The organism is Azospirillum sp. B2RO_4, from assembly GCF_051124815.1.
Taxonomy (GTDB): domain Bacteria; phylum Pseudomonadota; class Alphaproteobacteria; order Azospirillales; family Azospirillaceae; genus Azospirillum.
This window is the reverse complement of sequence record NZ_CP118492.1, coordinates 216,055-230,852: the sequence shown is the minus strand read 5'-3', so window position 1 is coordinate 230,852 and position 14,798 is coordinate 216,055. Positions and strand designations below refer to the sequence as shown.

The window sequence follows — 14,798 nt, the reverse complement described above, 5'->3', positions numbered from 1 at the left end:
AGCCGTCAGGCGGCGGCCCGGTCGAGTTGCCCCGGTTCGGTCTCTTCCGCGCGGAGCGCGCGGGCGAGACCGGCGGGGGTCGGGTGGTCGAAGACGATGCCCGGCGGCACCTCCACGCCCAGCCGCTTGCGCAGGCGCGACACCAGCTTGATCACCAGCAGCGAATGGCCGCCGAGGTCGAACAGGTTCTCGGCCAAGCCGACCCGGTCGCGTTCCAGCAGGTTGGCGAACAGCCCGGCGATGAGCGTTTCCAGCGGTGCCGCATCCTCCTCCGCTCCGGCGGTGGAGCGGGCCGTCTCCGGGAGGGCGGCCCGGTCGATCTTGCCGTTGCCGAGCCGCGGCAGACGGTCGAGCGGCAGCAGCGCCGCCGGGACCATGGCGTCGGGCAGACGGTGCCGCAGTTCCTCCCTCAGCGCGACCGGATCGAGCGTGGCCCCGGCGGACGGAACGGCATAGCCGACCAGCCGTCCTTCGCCCCAGATCTTCACCGCCGCCTGGGCGACGCCGGGCAGGGCGAGGATCGCGGCTTCGATCTCCGCCGGTTCGACGCGGAAGCCGCGGATCTTGACCTGATCGTCGGCGCGGCCGACCAGTTGGAGGCCGCCCTCCGGCAGCAGTCGGGCAAGGTCGCCGGTGCGGTACAGCCGCTCTCCGTCGCATTCCGGATCGGCGCGGAAAGCCGGATCGTCCGGGCGGCCGAGATAGCCGCGGGCGACCTGGGCACCGCCGACCACGAGTTCGCCGACGGCACCGATCGGCACCGGCCGTCCCGCCGGGTCGAGCAGCCGCACCCGGCTTCCCGCCAGCACGCGGTCGAGCGGCAGCCGCTCCGGCAGCGGGCTTTCCGGCGCCAGCGCGTGGACCATCACGCCGACGGTCGTCTCGGTCGGGCCGTAATGGTTGAAGACGCGGCAGCGGGGGGCCGCGGCGCGGATGGCCTGCAGCAGCGGCCGGCCGGTGGGCTCGCCGCCGAGGATGAGCGTGCCGGGAAGCGCCGGGGACGGCGTGTCGATCAGGGCCGCCAGATGGGACGGCACGATCTTCACGCAATCGATGGCCTCGTCGGCGATGAAGCCGGCGAAGGCGGCACCGTCGGTCATCGTCGCCTCGTCAGCCACCACGAGGCAGCCGCCGGCGGCCAGCACCCCGAACAGCGTGGTGTTGCCGAGATCGGCGGCGACGGTGGAGGTCAGGGCGAAACGGCGGCAGACGCCGAGGTCGAGCGCCGTGCCTGCCGCCGCTACATAGGCGGCAAGCTGCCCATGCTCGATCACCACGCCTTTCGGCGTGCCGGTGGAGCCGGAGGTGAACAGCACGTACGCGGCATCCCGCGCGGTGACGGCGGGCAATGCGGCTTCGGGCGCCGGCTGTGCCAGGAGGGCGGCCACATCGGCGGACTCCAGCACCCGGCACGGGGCGGCTGCCGCGATCACCGCGGCGCGGCGCGCTTCGGGCCAGTCCGGATCGACCGGCACATAGGCACCTCCGGCCCGCATCACCGCATGCAGGGCGATGACCAGTTCGGCGGAGCGGGGCAGGACCAGCGCCACGCGCTGTCCGGACCCGACCCCGTCGCGGTGCAGATGGTGGGCCAGACGCCCGACCAGTCCATCAAGTTCGCGATAGGTCCACCAGCGTGTGCCGTCCTGCAGCGCCGGGGCGTCGGGATGGCTGGCGGCGAGGCCCGACAGCAGGGAGGGAATGGTCGGCGCTGCGACGGGTTCAGGGCCGGTGAGAGCCGCATGGCAGCGAAGGTCGCGCTCCGCCAGCAGCGGCAGATCGGCGACGCGGCCGGCGCGATGGCCGGGAATAGCCGCCAGCGCGGCGAGATACTGGTCGGCCAGCGCCTCGACGGCGGCGGAGGCGATGCGGGTGGGGTCGGCGTGCAGGGCGATGCCCGCAGGCATGCCGCCGGCCATCGTCACCTCCAGGGTGAGGGCGCCGGCCGGTTGCGGCGCCGGCCAGTCCCGCGGCGTCCAGCGCAGGCCGCCGGCGGTGATGGATTCCGGAGCTTCCGTCAGGGCGAAGGCCACCGCGCCGGGCGACAGGACGCCGTCGGGGCGCTGTTCCTGCGCGTCGCGGTGGGCGTCCATCATCGACGCGACGCGGGCGAGCAGCCTGTCGACGGCTTCGTCGCCGTGCAAGTTCAGGGCAAGTGGCAGTGCGTCCTCGAAGGCGCCGACACCGTCGGCGAGCATGTCGTAGTCGCGGCGCGGGTCGTTGATCCACAGGCCGCGGAACGCCTCCTCACCGGTGATGCGCCCGATCAGCAACCACCACGCGGCCTGCAGCACGGCATCGACAGGCTGACCGAGGCTGGAGAGCCCGGCAGCGGTTTGCGGCGGGATGCTGCGGGTGGCGGTGCTGGTTCCCGGTACGACCGCTGCCGGGCCGGGGAGCCGCGGGTCGGTCAGGGCTTCCAGCCCCAACCCGGCCCAATAGGCGCGTGCGTGGGCCGCATCGTCCGACGCGTCCAGTTCCTCCCGCCATGCGGTGAAACGGGCAAGACCGATTCCGGTGGCGGGCGTCCTGCCGGCATAGAGGTCGGCGATGGCGGAGGCGAGCCGGGCCAGTCCGCCGCGGTCGCAGACCAGCGGCGAGACCGCCAGGGTCAGAGTAGCGCCTTCGGCCCCTTGCCGCGACAGCTGCGCGCGGAAGACCCGCCCGGTGGCGGGATCAAGCGGCATGGCCGCCTCGCCGTCGGTCTCCGTCCATGCGACCGGAGACTCGGCACCGACGACCTGCCGCGGGGTGCGGAAGCCCGGCACGGGCAGCAGTGCCGTGCGGAGCGCGTCGAAGGTCGCGGCGGCCTCCTCCACCGCCCGGCGCAGCTGGTCGGGGGCGAGCGGGCCGTCCAGATCGATGACTAATTCCAGCGGCGAACCGTCGGGAGCGCCGTTGGCGATGGCGTCGAGGATGTCGCGCTGGCGCGACGTCAGGGCGGTCGACTCGTCCATCACAGCACCTCCATGGCCCGGCGTTCGACGATGGCGCCCATGGCCACCACGATGCGGCGCGGCCCCTCGAACGGATCGCGGGCGTGGGCGGTCAGCATGTTGTCCACCATCACCACATCGCCGCGCTGCCACTGGAAGCGCACCGCACAGGCCTCGTACGCCTCACCGATCAGGGCCATGGTCTCATCAGGGATGGTCCCGCCGTCGCCGAACAGGACGTTGCGGGGGAAGCGCTCCATGCCGGCCATTTCCAGCAGGTCGGATCGCACCTCTGCTTCCAGGCAGGCGGGGTGGTGGAGTTGCATCTGGTTGAAGAAACTGCGCTCGCCGCTCAGCGGATGGCGGATCACCGCCGGGCAACGGGTCCGGGTCTGCGGCGTGTCGGGATCGAGCCAGCGCAGGTCGATCCCGCCGGCGGCGCAGTGGGCCTCCACCGCCGCGCGGTCGTCGGTCTTGAAGAAGTCGCGCCAATCGACGTCGAGACGCGGCGTGAAGGTGCGGACATAGAGCAGCCCGCGCGTTTCCAGCGTCGCCACCAGAGCGTCCGGCAGGTGGGTCAGCATCCGGCGGCAGTCGACGATGGGGGTGCAGCCGCCGACCGGCGCCACCTGCTCGGCGAAGAACCACTGCTTGCGCGGCCAGCGGTCCAGATGGCTGCTTTCGTTGTGGTAGAGGATCATCTGCCGCTCAGGATACGGCGTGGACCGGTAGGTATTGCGCCCGCCCTCCTTCTTCGGCAGGTCGCCGTAGGAACCGAACAGCCCACCCGGCTCCATCGCCTCGGCGAAACATTCGAAGGCCTGCGGATCGGGCAGGGCGAAACCGCGGAACAGGATGGCGCCGTGGCGCAGCAGCAGATCGTCGATCAGCCCGCGGTTGCCCTCAGCCCAGGCGACCGGGTCGAGGTCGGGGGCCGCCGGTTCCAGCATGATCGGGAAATCCGAGCCCGGTGTCAGGAACGAGCGGCGGATGGGATCGCCTGCTTGCAACCGGGCCGGACGGCAGGGGGCCGCAGGCCCGCCGAGACGGGAGAGCTTGGCGCTGGCGCGCCGGGTCTGGTCCATGGGGGGGAACTCCTGACCGGCAGAAGGGGCGGGGGATGGGGGAAGGATGGGCTGGGACGGGTCGGCGATCGCGCGTTCCAGCAGCCCGACCCAGGCGTCGTGGAACCGGCGCACGGTCGCGGAATCGAACAGGGAACTGGCGAACACCCAGTCGGCGGCCATACCGCCGGCCATCGGTTCAAGGAACAGAGCCATGTCGAACTTCGACTGGCGTTCGGCGGGCGGGGCTTCGGCGATTACGAGGTCCGGCAGTTCCAGCGGCTCGCCGGGTACGTTCTGCAGCACGAACAGGACCTGGACCAGCGGGTTGCGCCCGCGGTCGCGCGGCACCCCGACCGCTTCGACGATGCGGTCGAAGGGTAGGGCGTCATGCTCGAAGGCGTCGAGGGCCGTCTGCCGGGTGCGGTCGAGCAGCGCGTCGAAACTGACCCCAGGCTCCAGGCGGGAGCGCAGCGGCACGACATTGACGAAGAAGCCGATCAGCCCTTCAAGCGCGCGATCCGGCCGGCCGGCGGTGTCGGTGCCGACCAGCAGGTCGGCGGCGCCGGTTTCCCGATGCAGCATGGCATTGAAGGCGGCGAGCAGGGCCATGAAGGGCGTGGCGCCGCGGCGGCGCGCCCAATCCTCCACCCGGGCCAACAGGCCCGCATCAAGGCGCAGGCGCAGGGAGTCGCCGCGCGTCGAGGCGATGGCCGGGCGCGGCCGGTCGGTCGGCAGGGCGAGAGCGGTGGGCGCCCCGGCAAGGTGGTCGCGCCAGAAGGCGGTCTCGCGCGCCAGACGTTCGCCTGACAACAGGCTGCGTTGCCAAACCGCGTAATCCGCATATTGCACCGGCAGCGGCGGCCAGTCGGGAGCCCAGCCCGCCCGTGCCGCGCGGTAGGCGGTGGCGAGGTCGCGGCACAGGACACCGACCGACCAGCCGTCGGCGATCATGTGGTGCATGGCGAACAGCAGCCGGTGGCTGCGCTCGTCCATCCGCAGGAGACGGGCGCGCAGCAGCGGGCCGGCCGCGAGGTCGAAGGGGGGGCGCGCGTGCTCCTCTTCCCGCGCCCGGGCGCAGGACTCCCGTTCTTCCGGTGGCAGCCCGGACAGATCCTCCAGCGGCAGCGGGATCGACAGGGCTACGGCTGCGACGGCGGCGGGTTCCTCGTCGCGCTCCGGATAGGCGGTGCGCAGAATCTCGTGACGGGCGACAACGGCGTTGAGGGCCGTTTCCAGCGCCGCGGCGTCGAGGTCGCCGGAAAGGTCCAGTCGTGCCGCCATCAGATAGGCGGTGCCGTCGCCCGACAGGCGGTCGACCAGCCACAGGCGCTGCTGGGCCGGGGACAGCGGCATCGCCTCCCGCCGCTCCGCCGGACGCAGCGGCGGGGTGTCGTCGTCTCCCTTGCCGGCCAGGGCGTCGAGCCGGGCGGCGAGGGCGTGGAGTTCCGAAGCCTCGAACACTGTGCGCAGGGGCAGGCCGGGCCATCCGTCGCGGCGCAGCCGGGCGATCAGGCGGGCGGCGAGCAGGGAATGACCGCCAAGGGCGAAGAAGTCGGCGTTGCGGCCGATGTCGCTTCCCGGCAGCAGCTCCTGCCAGAGCAGCGCGAGCCGGCGTTCGGTTTCGGTGGCCGGCGGCTCGTCCGCCACGGCGGAAGATGCGGCCTCGGCATCGGGCAATGCCTTGCGGTCGAGCTTGCCGTTCGCGTTGCGCGGCCAGGCGGTCATGCGGACCCAGCGGGTCGGCACCATGTAGGGCGGCAGCGTTTCAGCTGCATGGGCGGCAAGGGTTTCAGCCAGGACTTCGACTAAACTATCGGCCGGTTCCCACCATGCGGTCAGATGGTCGGCGCGGACCTGGACGACGGCGCGGCGGACGGCCGGATGGCGTTCCAACGTCGCCTCGACCTCGCCGGCCTCGATGCGGAAGCCGCGCAGCTTCATCTGGAAGTCGCCGCGCCCGGCCCATTCGATGACGCCCTGCGTTGCCCAGCGGCCGAGATCGCCGGTGCGGTAGAGCCGGGCGCCCGGAGCGCCGTCCGGGTCGGGAATGAAGGACAATGCTGTCCGGCGCGGGTCGCCCAGATAACCGCGGCCGACCCCAATGCCGCCGATGGCGATCTCGCCGACCGTTCCAACCGGGACCGCGGCGAGGTCGCCATCGACGATGCGCAGCTCCGCACCGGCGGTCGGCCGGCCGATGGGAATGGTGGAGCCGGGGGCCGGTGCCGCGTGCAGCGGATGGAAGGCGACGTCGTCGGCGCACTCGGCCGGGCCGTAGGCGTTCATCAGCGGGATGGCGGGATAGGCGTCGAACCACGCCCCGGCATCGGCGGCGGACAGCGCCTCTCCCGTCGGCAGGACCCAGCGCAGCGCCGGCAGCGGCCGTGGGCACCCGCCGGCATCGCGCGTCTCCGCCAGGGTGCGCATCAGCGACGGCACCGGCTCGAACAGGGTGACACCCGCCTGCCCCAGCCGGTCGAGCAGGGCGTCGGGGTCGCGCACCACGCTGTCCGGCACGATCTCCACCACCGCACCCAGGAGCGGCGCGGTCAGGGTCTGCCAGACCGAAATGTCGAAGCAGGAGGGGGCGGTCTGGGCGATGACGTCCCCTTCGCCGAGTTGCAGCGGATCGACCTTCGCCAGCATGTTGTTCAGCATGCCGTCGCGGGTGACCATCGCCCCCTTGGGCGTCCCGGTGGAGCCGGAGGTGAACAGCACATAGGCGCGCTGGTCGCCGCGGAGCGGCATCGCCGGCAAGCGGCCCTCCCCGGCGCGGGCCAGCAGATCGGCGGTGGTGAGGGCGGGCAGGTCGCAAGCGACCGCCTCGTCACGGATCAGCAGCGGATGGCCGGCCTGCTCCATCACCTGGGCCCAGCGGGCCGGCGGATGGGCGGGATCGAGCGGCAGCCACGCGCCCCCGGCCCGCAACACCGCCACCATCAGGCACAGCAGGTCCAGGCCGCGGGGGGCGAGCAGGGCCACCGGTTCGTCGGGACGGAGGCCCGCCGCAACTAGGCCGCGGGCCAGCCGTTCCGAACGCCGCCAAAGCTCGCCATAAGTCAGGCTGGCGCCCTCGCACCGCGCGGCGATGCGGTCCGGATGGGCCTCGACGCGGGCGGCGACCCGCTCTACCCAGTCCGGCGACAGGCGAGGGGAGGCCGCGCCGACGCCCCAGCCCCGCAACGTCTTCGCCTCCGCCTCGCCCATCCGCGGCAGCGCGGCCAACGGGGTTCCGGCACCGCGGGTCAGCAACAGCAGGGCGGCGCGGAAACCGTCGGCGATCCGGGCGAGGGTGGCGGCGTCGATCCGGCGGCCATCGGCGTCGATGGCGACCGCGAGCCGGTCACCGGGGAACACCTCGACGGTGAGGGCGTAGTGCGTGCGCTCCACATTGTCGCGCTGGCGCAGGTCGAGCGCACCGACGCGCCGCCGCCGTCCTTCCAGCATCGGCAGATTCTGGAAGACCAGCAGCGTGTCGAACAGCGGCCCGACGCCGGCCTGTGCCTGGATGTCGGCAAGGGCGCTGTGTTCATGCTCGCGCATCGCGGCATTGTCGGCCTGGATGCCGCGCAGGTAATCACCGAGGCGGCGCTGGCCGGGCACGCGCACCCGCAGCGGCAGCGTGTTGATGAAGACGCCCAGCATATGCTCCGCCCCCTCCAGCTCGGCCGGCCGGCCGGAGGAGGTGACGCCGAACAGCACGTCGTCGCGTCCCGAACGGGCAGCCAGAACGAGGCCCCAGGCGCCCTGCACCAGCGTGTTCAGGGTCACGCCCAGCCCGCGGGCCGCGGCGGCCAGACGGATGGTTTCCGCCTCGTCCAGCAGGAGGGAGTGGCTGAGCGGAACCGCACTGCCGGTCTCGGGCGCCGGTGCCACCATCGGCAGCGGGGTGGCGCCCTCCACGCCGGCGAGGAAACTCCGCCAGAAGCCGGCGGCGCTGCGGTCGTCCTGGTGCAGGACCCAGGCGATGTGGTCGCGGAACGGGCGGCGGGCGGGCAGAGCCGGAGACTCGTTCGCCAAACGGGCGCGATAACGTTCCAGAACCTCGTCCACCAGCAGGATCGAACACCAGCCGTCGACCACGAGATGATGGCGGCTCCACAGAAGCCACCAGCGCCCATTGCCACAGCGGATCAGCGCAAGCCGCATGAGCGGAGCCCGGTCCAGCACGAAGCCGCGCGCCCGGTCCTCCGCCAGGAAGGCGGCAAGGGCCGCCTCGCGGCCGTCGTCGGGCAGGTCGCTCCAGTCGCGATGGGTGACGGGGAGCGTGGCGGTGCGCTCCACCAGCTGGAGGGGGCGGTCCACCCCCTCCCAGCGGAAGGATGTCCGCAGGATAGGGTTGGCGGCGACGGCGTCGTGCCAGGCATCGGTGAAGGCGTCGGCGTCGAAGGGGCCTTCCGCCTCGATCACCAGTTGGTTGACGTAGGCGCCGCCGGCAGGGTCGATCAGGCCGTGGAACAGCAGTCCCTGCTGCAGCGACGACAGCGGATAAGCGTCCTCCAGCCCCGGACGTTCGGCGCGCAGCGCCGCCACCGCATCGGCGTCGAGGCCGCTCAGGGCGAAGGGAGCGGATTCCACCGGGGCGGGCTTGCCCTCGGCCGGAGTCTTAGGCCGTGGGATGGCGGCGGCGATAGAGGCAATGGAGCGCTTCTGGAAGAACAGTTTCGGCTTCAGGGCGAGGCCCTTCGGCCGCGCCTTGGCGATGACCTGGAGCGCCAGGATCGAATCGCCACCGATGGCGAAGAAGTCTTCCTCGACCCCGACCGACGGGCGTCCCAGCACCTCCGCCCAGATGGCGGCGAGCGTCCGCTCGGCATCCGTCAGGGGGCGGCCGGCCGACGGGGCAGGCGGAGCGGCGGTTTCGTCGTCCGGCAGCGACTTGCGGTCGATCTTGCCGTTCGGCAGGCGGGGCAGCGCCGGCAGGACATGCAGTGCCGATGGCACCATCGCGTCCGGCAGGGCGGCGGTCATGGCGCTTCGCAGGGCGTCGCCGTCGAGCGTCGCCGGGGCGACGAAGGCCGTCAGGCGCAAGCCGGACCCGCCGCCAGAGGTCACCGGACGGGCGAGGACCGCCGCCTCCACCACGCCGGGCTGGCGGCGCAGCCAGGATTCGACCTCGCCCAGTTCGACGCGGAAGCCGCGGATCTTCACCTGATCGTCGGCGCGGCCAAGGAACTCCAAGAGGCCGGCGGCGGCGAGGCGTACGCGGTCGCCGGTGCGGTACAGCCGGCCGCCGCTGCGCCACGGGTCGGGCACGAAGCGCTCCGCGGTCAACGCCGGCCGGCCGAGATAGCCGGCGGCGACACCGCTGCCGCCGATGGCGAGTTCGCCGACGACGCCAAGGGGCACCGGGTCGCCGTGTCGGTCCAGCACCGCGGCATGCACGCCGGCCAGCGGGGCACCGATGGGAACCGGACCGCCGGTGTCTTGGGGGGCGGGGGCGGTCAGGCAGCCGACGGTGGTCTCGGTCGGACCATAATGGTTCAGAATCTGGCATCCAGGGGCGAGCGCCCGGAGGCGGGCGACGAAGCGGCCCTCCAGCGCCTCGCCGCCGAGGACGAGGCAGCGGCGCGGCAGCAGCCGGGCCGGATCGGCCACCGCCATCAGCGCGGCGAGGTGCGAGGGCACGATCTTCAGCGCGTCGACCGGCCGTTCGGCGAAGTGGCGGGCCAGCGCATCGGGGTCGTCGGCCAGCGCCGGCGCGATCACCCGCAAGGTGCGCCCGCCGAGCAGCGCCCCGAACCACGCGGTGTAGCCGAGGTCGGCGGTTACCGAAGCCAGCGTGGCAAGGGTGGCCTCCTCCGGCAACTCCATTGCCGCCAGCACGCCCTGGGCATACTGGGCAAGGTTCCCCTGGGTGACCACCACCCCCTTGGGCGTGCCGGTGGAGCCGGAGGTGTAGATCAGGTAGGCCGGCAGGTCGGGGCTGGCCGGGACGATGACGGTGGGGGCGGATTCGTCCGACCGACCGTCCAACTCCAGCCATGCCGCCCCGCCGAGCCAGCTGGGCGCAGCGCCATGACCCACGACGACGCGCGCGCCGCTGTCCGTCGCCAGGAAAGCGAGGCGCGCGTCGGGCAGCGCCGGGTCCAGGCAGAGATAGGCCGCCCCCGCCTTCCACGCGGCGATCATGCCGACGGCCAGCACTGCGCTGCGCGGCAGCCACAGTCCGACGCGGTCACCCGGCCGCACACCGGATTCGGCCAGCCGCCCCGCCAGCAGGCCGGCCGCGGCGTCGAGGTCGGCGTAGGTCAGGGTCCGGTCGCCGTCCTCCACCGCCGCGCGGCCGGGATGACGCGCGACAGCGGCCTCGAAAAGCGCAAGGGCAGGGGGCGGCGCACCGGCGGCTGGTCCCCGGCGCAGCGAACGGTCGGCATCGTCGGCGACCGCCTCCAGGGCGGCGATGGGAGCGTTGGGATCGGCAAGTGCGCGGTCGAGCAGCGCGAGGAAGCCGCGCCGCATGCGGGCGGAGGTCTCCGGTGCGAACACCGACGGGTCGGCGCGCCATTGGCCGGTCAGCCGCTCGCCGTCGTCCACCCAGCGCAGGTTCAGTTCGTTCGCCGCGCCGCGTTGCTGGGCGAACAGCTCCCGCCGGACGGCGCGGTTGACAGCGGCGCGCTCGCCCACCGGGACATAGGTGGTCATGTGGCGGAACAGCGGCCCGGTGTCGCCGGTCAGCGCCGTGATGCGGGCGAGCGGCAGGCGGCGGTGGCGCAGCAGCGCCTTCAACGTCCGCTGTGCGGTGCGCGCGAGGTCGGCGACGCTGGGGTTGCCGGACAGGTCGGCGGGCCAGGGCAAGGCGTTCAGCGTGTAGCCGATCATCGCGCGGTCGGCAGCGCCTTGCCGTCCCGACACCGGCGTTCCGATCGTGAAGCGGTCCTGGCCACTCCAGCGATGCAGGAAGATCTGGAAGACTGTGGTCAGCAGCGGGAAGACTCCCACGCCGGCCTTATCGGCCGCCGCGCGCACGCGCGCCGTTGTGGCGGCATCGAGCCGAAGGTCGGTCTCATTCGGCGGGCCCGGACGGTCGATGCGGTCAATCGGCAGCTCCGGCGGCGGTGTCGCGTCCGTCACAAGTCCGCGCCAGAAGGCGTCCAGCCGCGCGGCTTCGGGGCCGGATTGCAGCGCTCGCTGCCGTTCCAGCCAGTCGAAGTAGCGACCGCCTGCCTCGAAACCGGCGGCGGACGGTGCCTCGTAGGCGGTGAAGGCCTGTTCGCACAGGATCTCGAAGGACAGGTAATCGCCGGCGATGTGGTGCAGGACGACCAGCAGATGCACCGGCCCGTCCGGCTCCGCCAGCAGCCGCACACGGCAGGCGACGGCTCGGTCGAGCGGCAGCGGCAGGTCGGCTTCCCGTTCGAGCCAGCGCAGGCGCTCGGCGTCCGTCATCGCCTCGGCAGTGTGGACGGCGACATCGGCGACGAAACCGGGCCGCCGTTCCATGACGAGGCGTCCGTCGGCATCTTCGCGGTAATGGCTGGACAGCGCCTCGTGCCCGGCGATGACCTGGGCGAAGGCGTCGGCCAGCCGCTGCGGGTCGATGCCGGGCGCCAGTTCCACCGCATAGGTCATGTTGTAGGCCGGATCCTCCGGCGCCAGACGCCAGGCGGTCCACAGGGCGCGCTGTTCCTCGCCGGCGGGAATCGCGGCCGGAACCGCGGCGGGCATGATCGTCATGCTGTCCATGGCCGGGTCCTCAGGCGGCGGGAAGGTCGGGGGAGCGCACCGGGTCGGCCATGGCGACCACGACCTTGCGCCTGCCTGTGAAGGGCTCCCGCCCATGGGCCGCCAACATGTTGTCGAGCATCATCACGTCCCCCTCCTGCCAGGGGAAACTGCGGGTGCAGTCGTCCAGAACGGCGCGGATATGGTCCAGCGCCTCGGCCTCGATGGGCGTGCCGTCGCCGTAGAAGACATGGCGGGGAAGCTCGGACTCGTCCTCCACCACCGCCAGCAGGCTGTCGCGCACCGCGGGTGGCAGGTTGGAGACGTGGAACAGATGGGCCTGATTGAACCAGACCTCCTCGCCGGTCACCGGATGGCGGGCCACCGCCTGGCAGATCTGGCGGGTGCGCAGTTCACCGTCCTCGGTCCACTCCCAGGTGATGGCATTGGCGCGGCAGAAACGCTCGACCTCCGCCGGATTGTCGGTGTTGAAGGCGCGCTGCCAGGGCAGGTCGAGGCCGTTCCCGTAATTGCGCACATACATCAGGCGCTTGGCGGCGAAGCGGGCGCGGATCGCCGGGTCGATGCGCCGGGCGACCAGCCGGCTGTCGGCGATCGGCGTCGCCCCGCCGGTGGCGGCGGCGGTCACGCAGTGGAACCAGATCGTCTGCGGCCACTGCAGGGTATAGGCCTGCTCGTTGTGCAGCGGGATCGTCTGGTGGGCCGGATATTCGGTGGAGGTGTAGACGCCCTTGTCCACCGCGGAGCGCGGGGTGGAGCCGAAATCATAATCGAGCAGCGGCCGGCCGAAGCTCTCGGCGAAGGCGCGGAAGGGGGCGTCGCCAAGCAGCCCGAAACCGCGGAACAGCAGCCCCCCGGCAACCGGCAGCCGGTCGCGCACCACTGCGCGGATGTCCGGCAGCAAATTCCGCCATCCACCGTCGTCCAGCGCGCCGTCCTTCGGCGTCACCAGCAGCGGCAGATCGGCGCCGGGAAGCAGCGGCTGCACGGCCAGCGTTTCAGGGCTTGCGGCCGGGCTTGGATCGAAAATGCGTTGGTCCATGGGGTGATCGGTCCGTCCAATTGCGGGCAGGTCGAGACAGAAACGTCTTTACTGCGAGTGAGAATCGTTCTCATAGTGGGACAGAGCGTTGCTCCTGCCGGCAGGTGGGGCAGCAATCGCAGCGGGTTTTACGCCGTGCTTGGGACGGCTTTGGCGCAGAGGTCGGACAAACAACACAGATCTTGCGGGCAATCCCGCCGGGCCCTGCAGCCGGCACGGACGTTAGCGTACTGCAAATCGACTTGCAAACGAGAATCAATCGCATTATGCAGGAAGACAGGACGCGATCTTCCGAACGCGCATTCCCCGAACACGATTATCCCTTCCGCGCCCTGACCTGAAGGAGCTTCGGCATGAGCTGGGACAGCCCGGACACGCGATTTCACGTCGTGGTGAACGACGAGGAGCAGTACTCGATCTGGCCCGACCACAAGCCGGTTCCGGCCGGTTGGCGCACGGTCGGCGTCAGCGGTCCCAAGGAGGACTGCCTTGCCCACATCGAGCGGGTGTGGACCGACATGCGTCCGCTCAGCCTGCGCCGCGCCCTGGGCGATGCGGCCTGACCGGCCGTGCCCGATCCCGTTTTCCCGCCGAGGGAGATGTGCCCATGACCGCGACCATCACGGCGCCCACCATCGCAGCGCCGTTCGGCCTGGACGGCTTCCGTGCCCAGCCGGCGATCCGCCTCGGCGACGATCCGATGCTTCGCCGTCAGGAAGCGCGCGAGTCCAACGCGCGCTCCTATCCGCGGCGCATCCCGCTCGTGCTCACCGAAGGGCGTGGCATCTATCTGCGCGACAGTGCCGGGCAGCTTTTCATCGACTGCCTTGCCGGTGCCGGCACACTGGCGCTGGGACACAATCATCCGGATGTGGTGGCGGCGCTGCGCGCGACGCTCGACAGCGGATTGCCGTTGCACACGCTGGACCTGACCACCCCGGTCAAGGACCGGTTCGTCGAGGATCTGTTCGCGGCCCTGCCGCCGGCCTTCGCCCGCGATGCCCGGATTCAGTTCTGCGGCCCCACCGGCGCAGACGGGATCGAGGCGGCGATGAAGCTGGCCCGCACCGCCACCGGGCGGCGCACCATCGTCGGCTTCTCCGGCGGCTACCACGGCATGACCCAAGGCACGCTGGCGATCATGGGCAATCTGGGGCCGAAACGGCCACTGGGCGGCGGAACCGGCGACGCCCACATGCTGCCCTATCCCTACGACTACCGCTGCCCCTTCGGGCTTGGCGGCGAGGCCGGGGTGGATGCCGGCCTGTCGATGATCGAGCAACTTCTGAGCGATCCGGAATCGGGCGTCGTGACGCCCGCGGCCGTGGTGGTGGAGGTGGTGCAGGGCGAAGGCGGCGTGGTGCCGGCGCCGGTGCGCTGGCTGCAGGGGCTGCGGCGGCTGACCCGCGCCCATGGCGTCCCGCTGATCATCGACGAGGTGCAGACCGGACTCGGCCGCACCGGCCGGCTGTTCGCCTTCGAGCATGCGGGGATCGAGCCCGACATCCTGGTGCTGTCCAAGGCGATCGGCGGCAGCCTGCCGCTGTCGGTGGTGGTCTACAACGCCGGTCTCGACTGCTGGGCACCGGGCGCCCATGCCGGCACATTCCGCGGCAACCAGCTGGCGATGGCGGCGGGGTCGGCGACCCTGCACCGGATCCGCTCCGACCGCCTGGACGAGCATGCCGCCGCCATGGGCGCGCGGCTGACCGGCCATCTGCGGGCGATCCAGGCCGACCATCCCTGCCTGGGCGACGTGCGCGGGCCGGGCCTGATGATCGGCGTCGAGATCGTGGACGAGCGCCGGCCGCCCCTGCGGCTGGGTGCCCGTCCGGCCGACGGCGAACTGGCCCGGTCGCTGCAACGCCGCTGCCTGGAACAGGGCTTGATCCTGGAGCTGGGCGGGCGCCATGGCGCCGTGGTGCGGTTTCTGCCGCCGCTGATCGTCAGCGCCGCCGAGATCGACGAGATCGCCGACCGTTTCCGGACAGCCTTGCGGGCCGCACTGGCCGACCGGGCGGCCGGCGCGGCCTCCACCAGCCTTGCGGCGGAATAGGTGGGCCTAAT

General features: G+C 71.9%; 5 protein-coding genes. 2 read left to right on the top strand and 3 right to left on the bottom strand.

The genetic code is table 11. The annotated features are described in order from the left end of the window. Nucleotides 1-5: 5 nt before the first annotated feature. The 3 genes from PWS46_RS30620 to PWS46_RS30610 are packed head-to-tail and all read right to left on the bottom strand — an operon-like array spanning nt 6 to nt 12,731. Entirely contained in the window at nt 6-2,957 is a 2,952-nt protein-coding gene (locus tag PWS46_RS30620; RefSeq protein WP_434625807.1) for a non-ribosomal peptide synthetase, read from the bottom strand. Then, nucleotides 2,957-11,689 carry an amino acid adenylation domain-containing protein gene (locus PWS46_RS30615; RefSeq protein WP_434625806.1) on the bottom strand — a complete coding sequence of 2,911 codons (8,733 nt, stop codon included), beginning with the start codon at nt 11,687-11,689 and terminating at the stop codon, nt 2,957-2,959. Before PWS46_RS30615 ends, PWS46_RS30620 begins: the two co-directional genes overlap by 1 nt. 10 nt (nt 11,690-11,699) lie before the next feature. Further along, complete coding sequence (locus tag PWS46_RS30610) at nt 11,700-12,731, bottom strand: TauD/TfdA family dioxygenase (RefSeq protein ID WP_434625804.1); 1,032 nt, start codon at nt 12,729-12,731, stop codon at nt 11,700-11,702. Between the two features lie 353 nt (nt 12,732-13,084). Between PWS46_RS30610 and PWS46_RS30605 the strand changes: the two genes are divergently transcribed. After that, nucleotides 13,085-13,294 (top strand): MbtH family protein, encoded by a 210-nt coding sequence (locus tag PWS46_RS30605; protein ID WP_149199763.1) that lies wholly within the window; start codon nt 13,085-13,087, stop codon nt 13,292-13,294. A gap of 44 nt (nt 13,295-13,338) precedes the next feature. Continuing rightward, nucleotides 13,339-14,787, top strand: coding sequence for a diaminobutyrate--2-oxoglutarate transaminase (locus tag PWS46_RS30600; protein WP_434625802.1), 1,449 nt, complete (start codon nt 13,339-13,341; stop codon nt 14,785-14,787). The last annotated feature ends 11 nt before the right edge of the window (nt 14,788-14,798 follow it).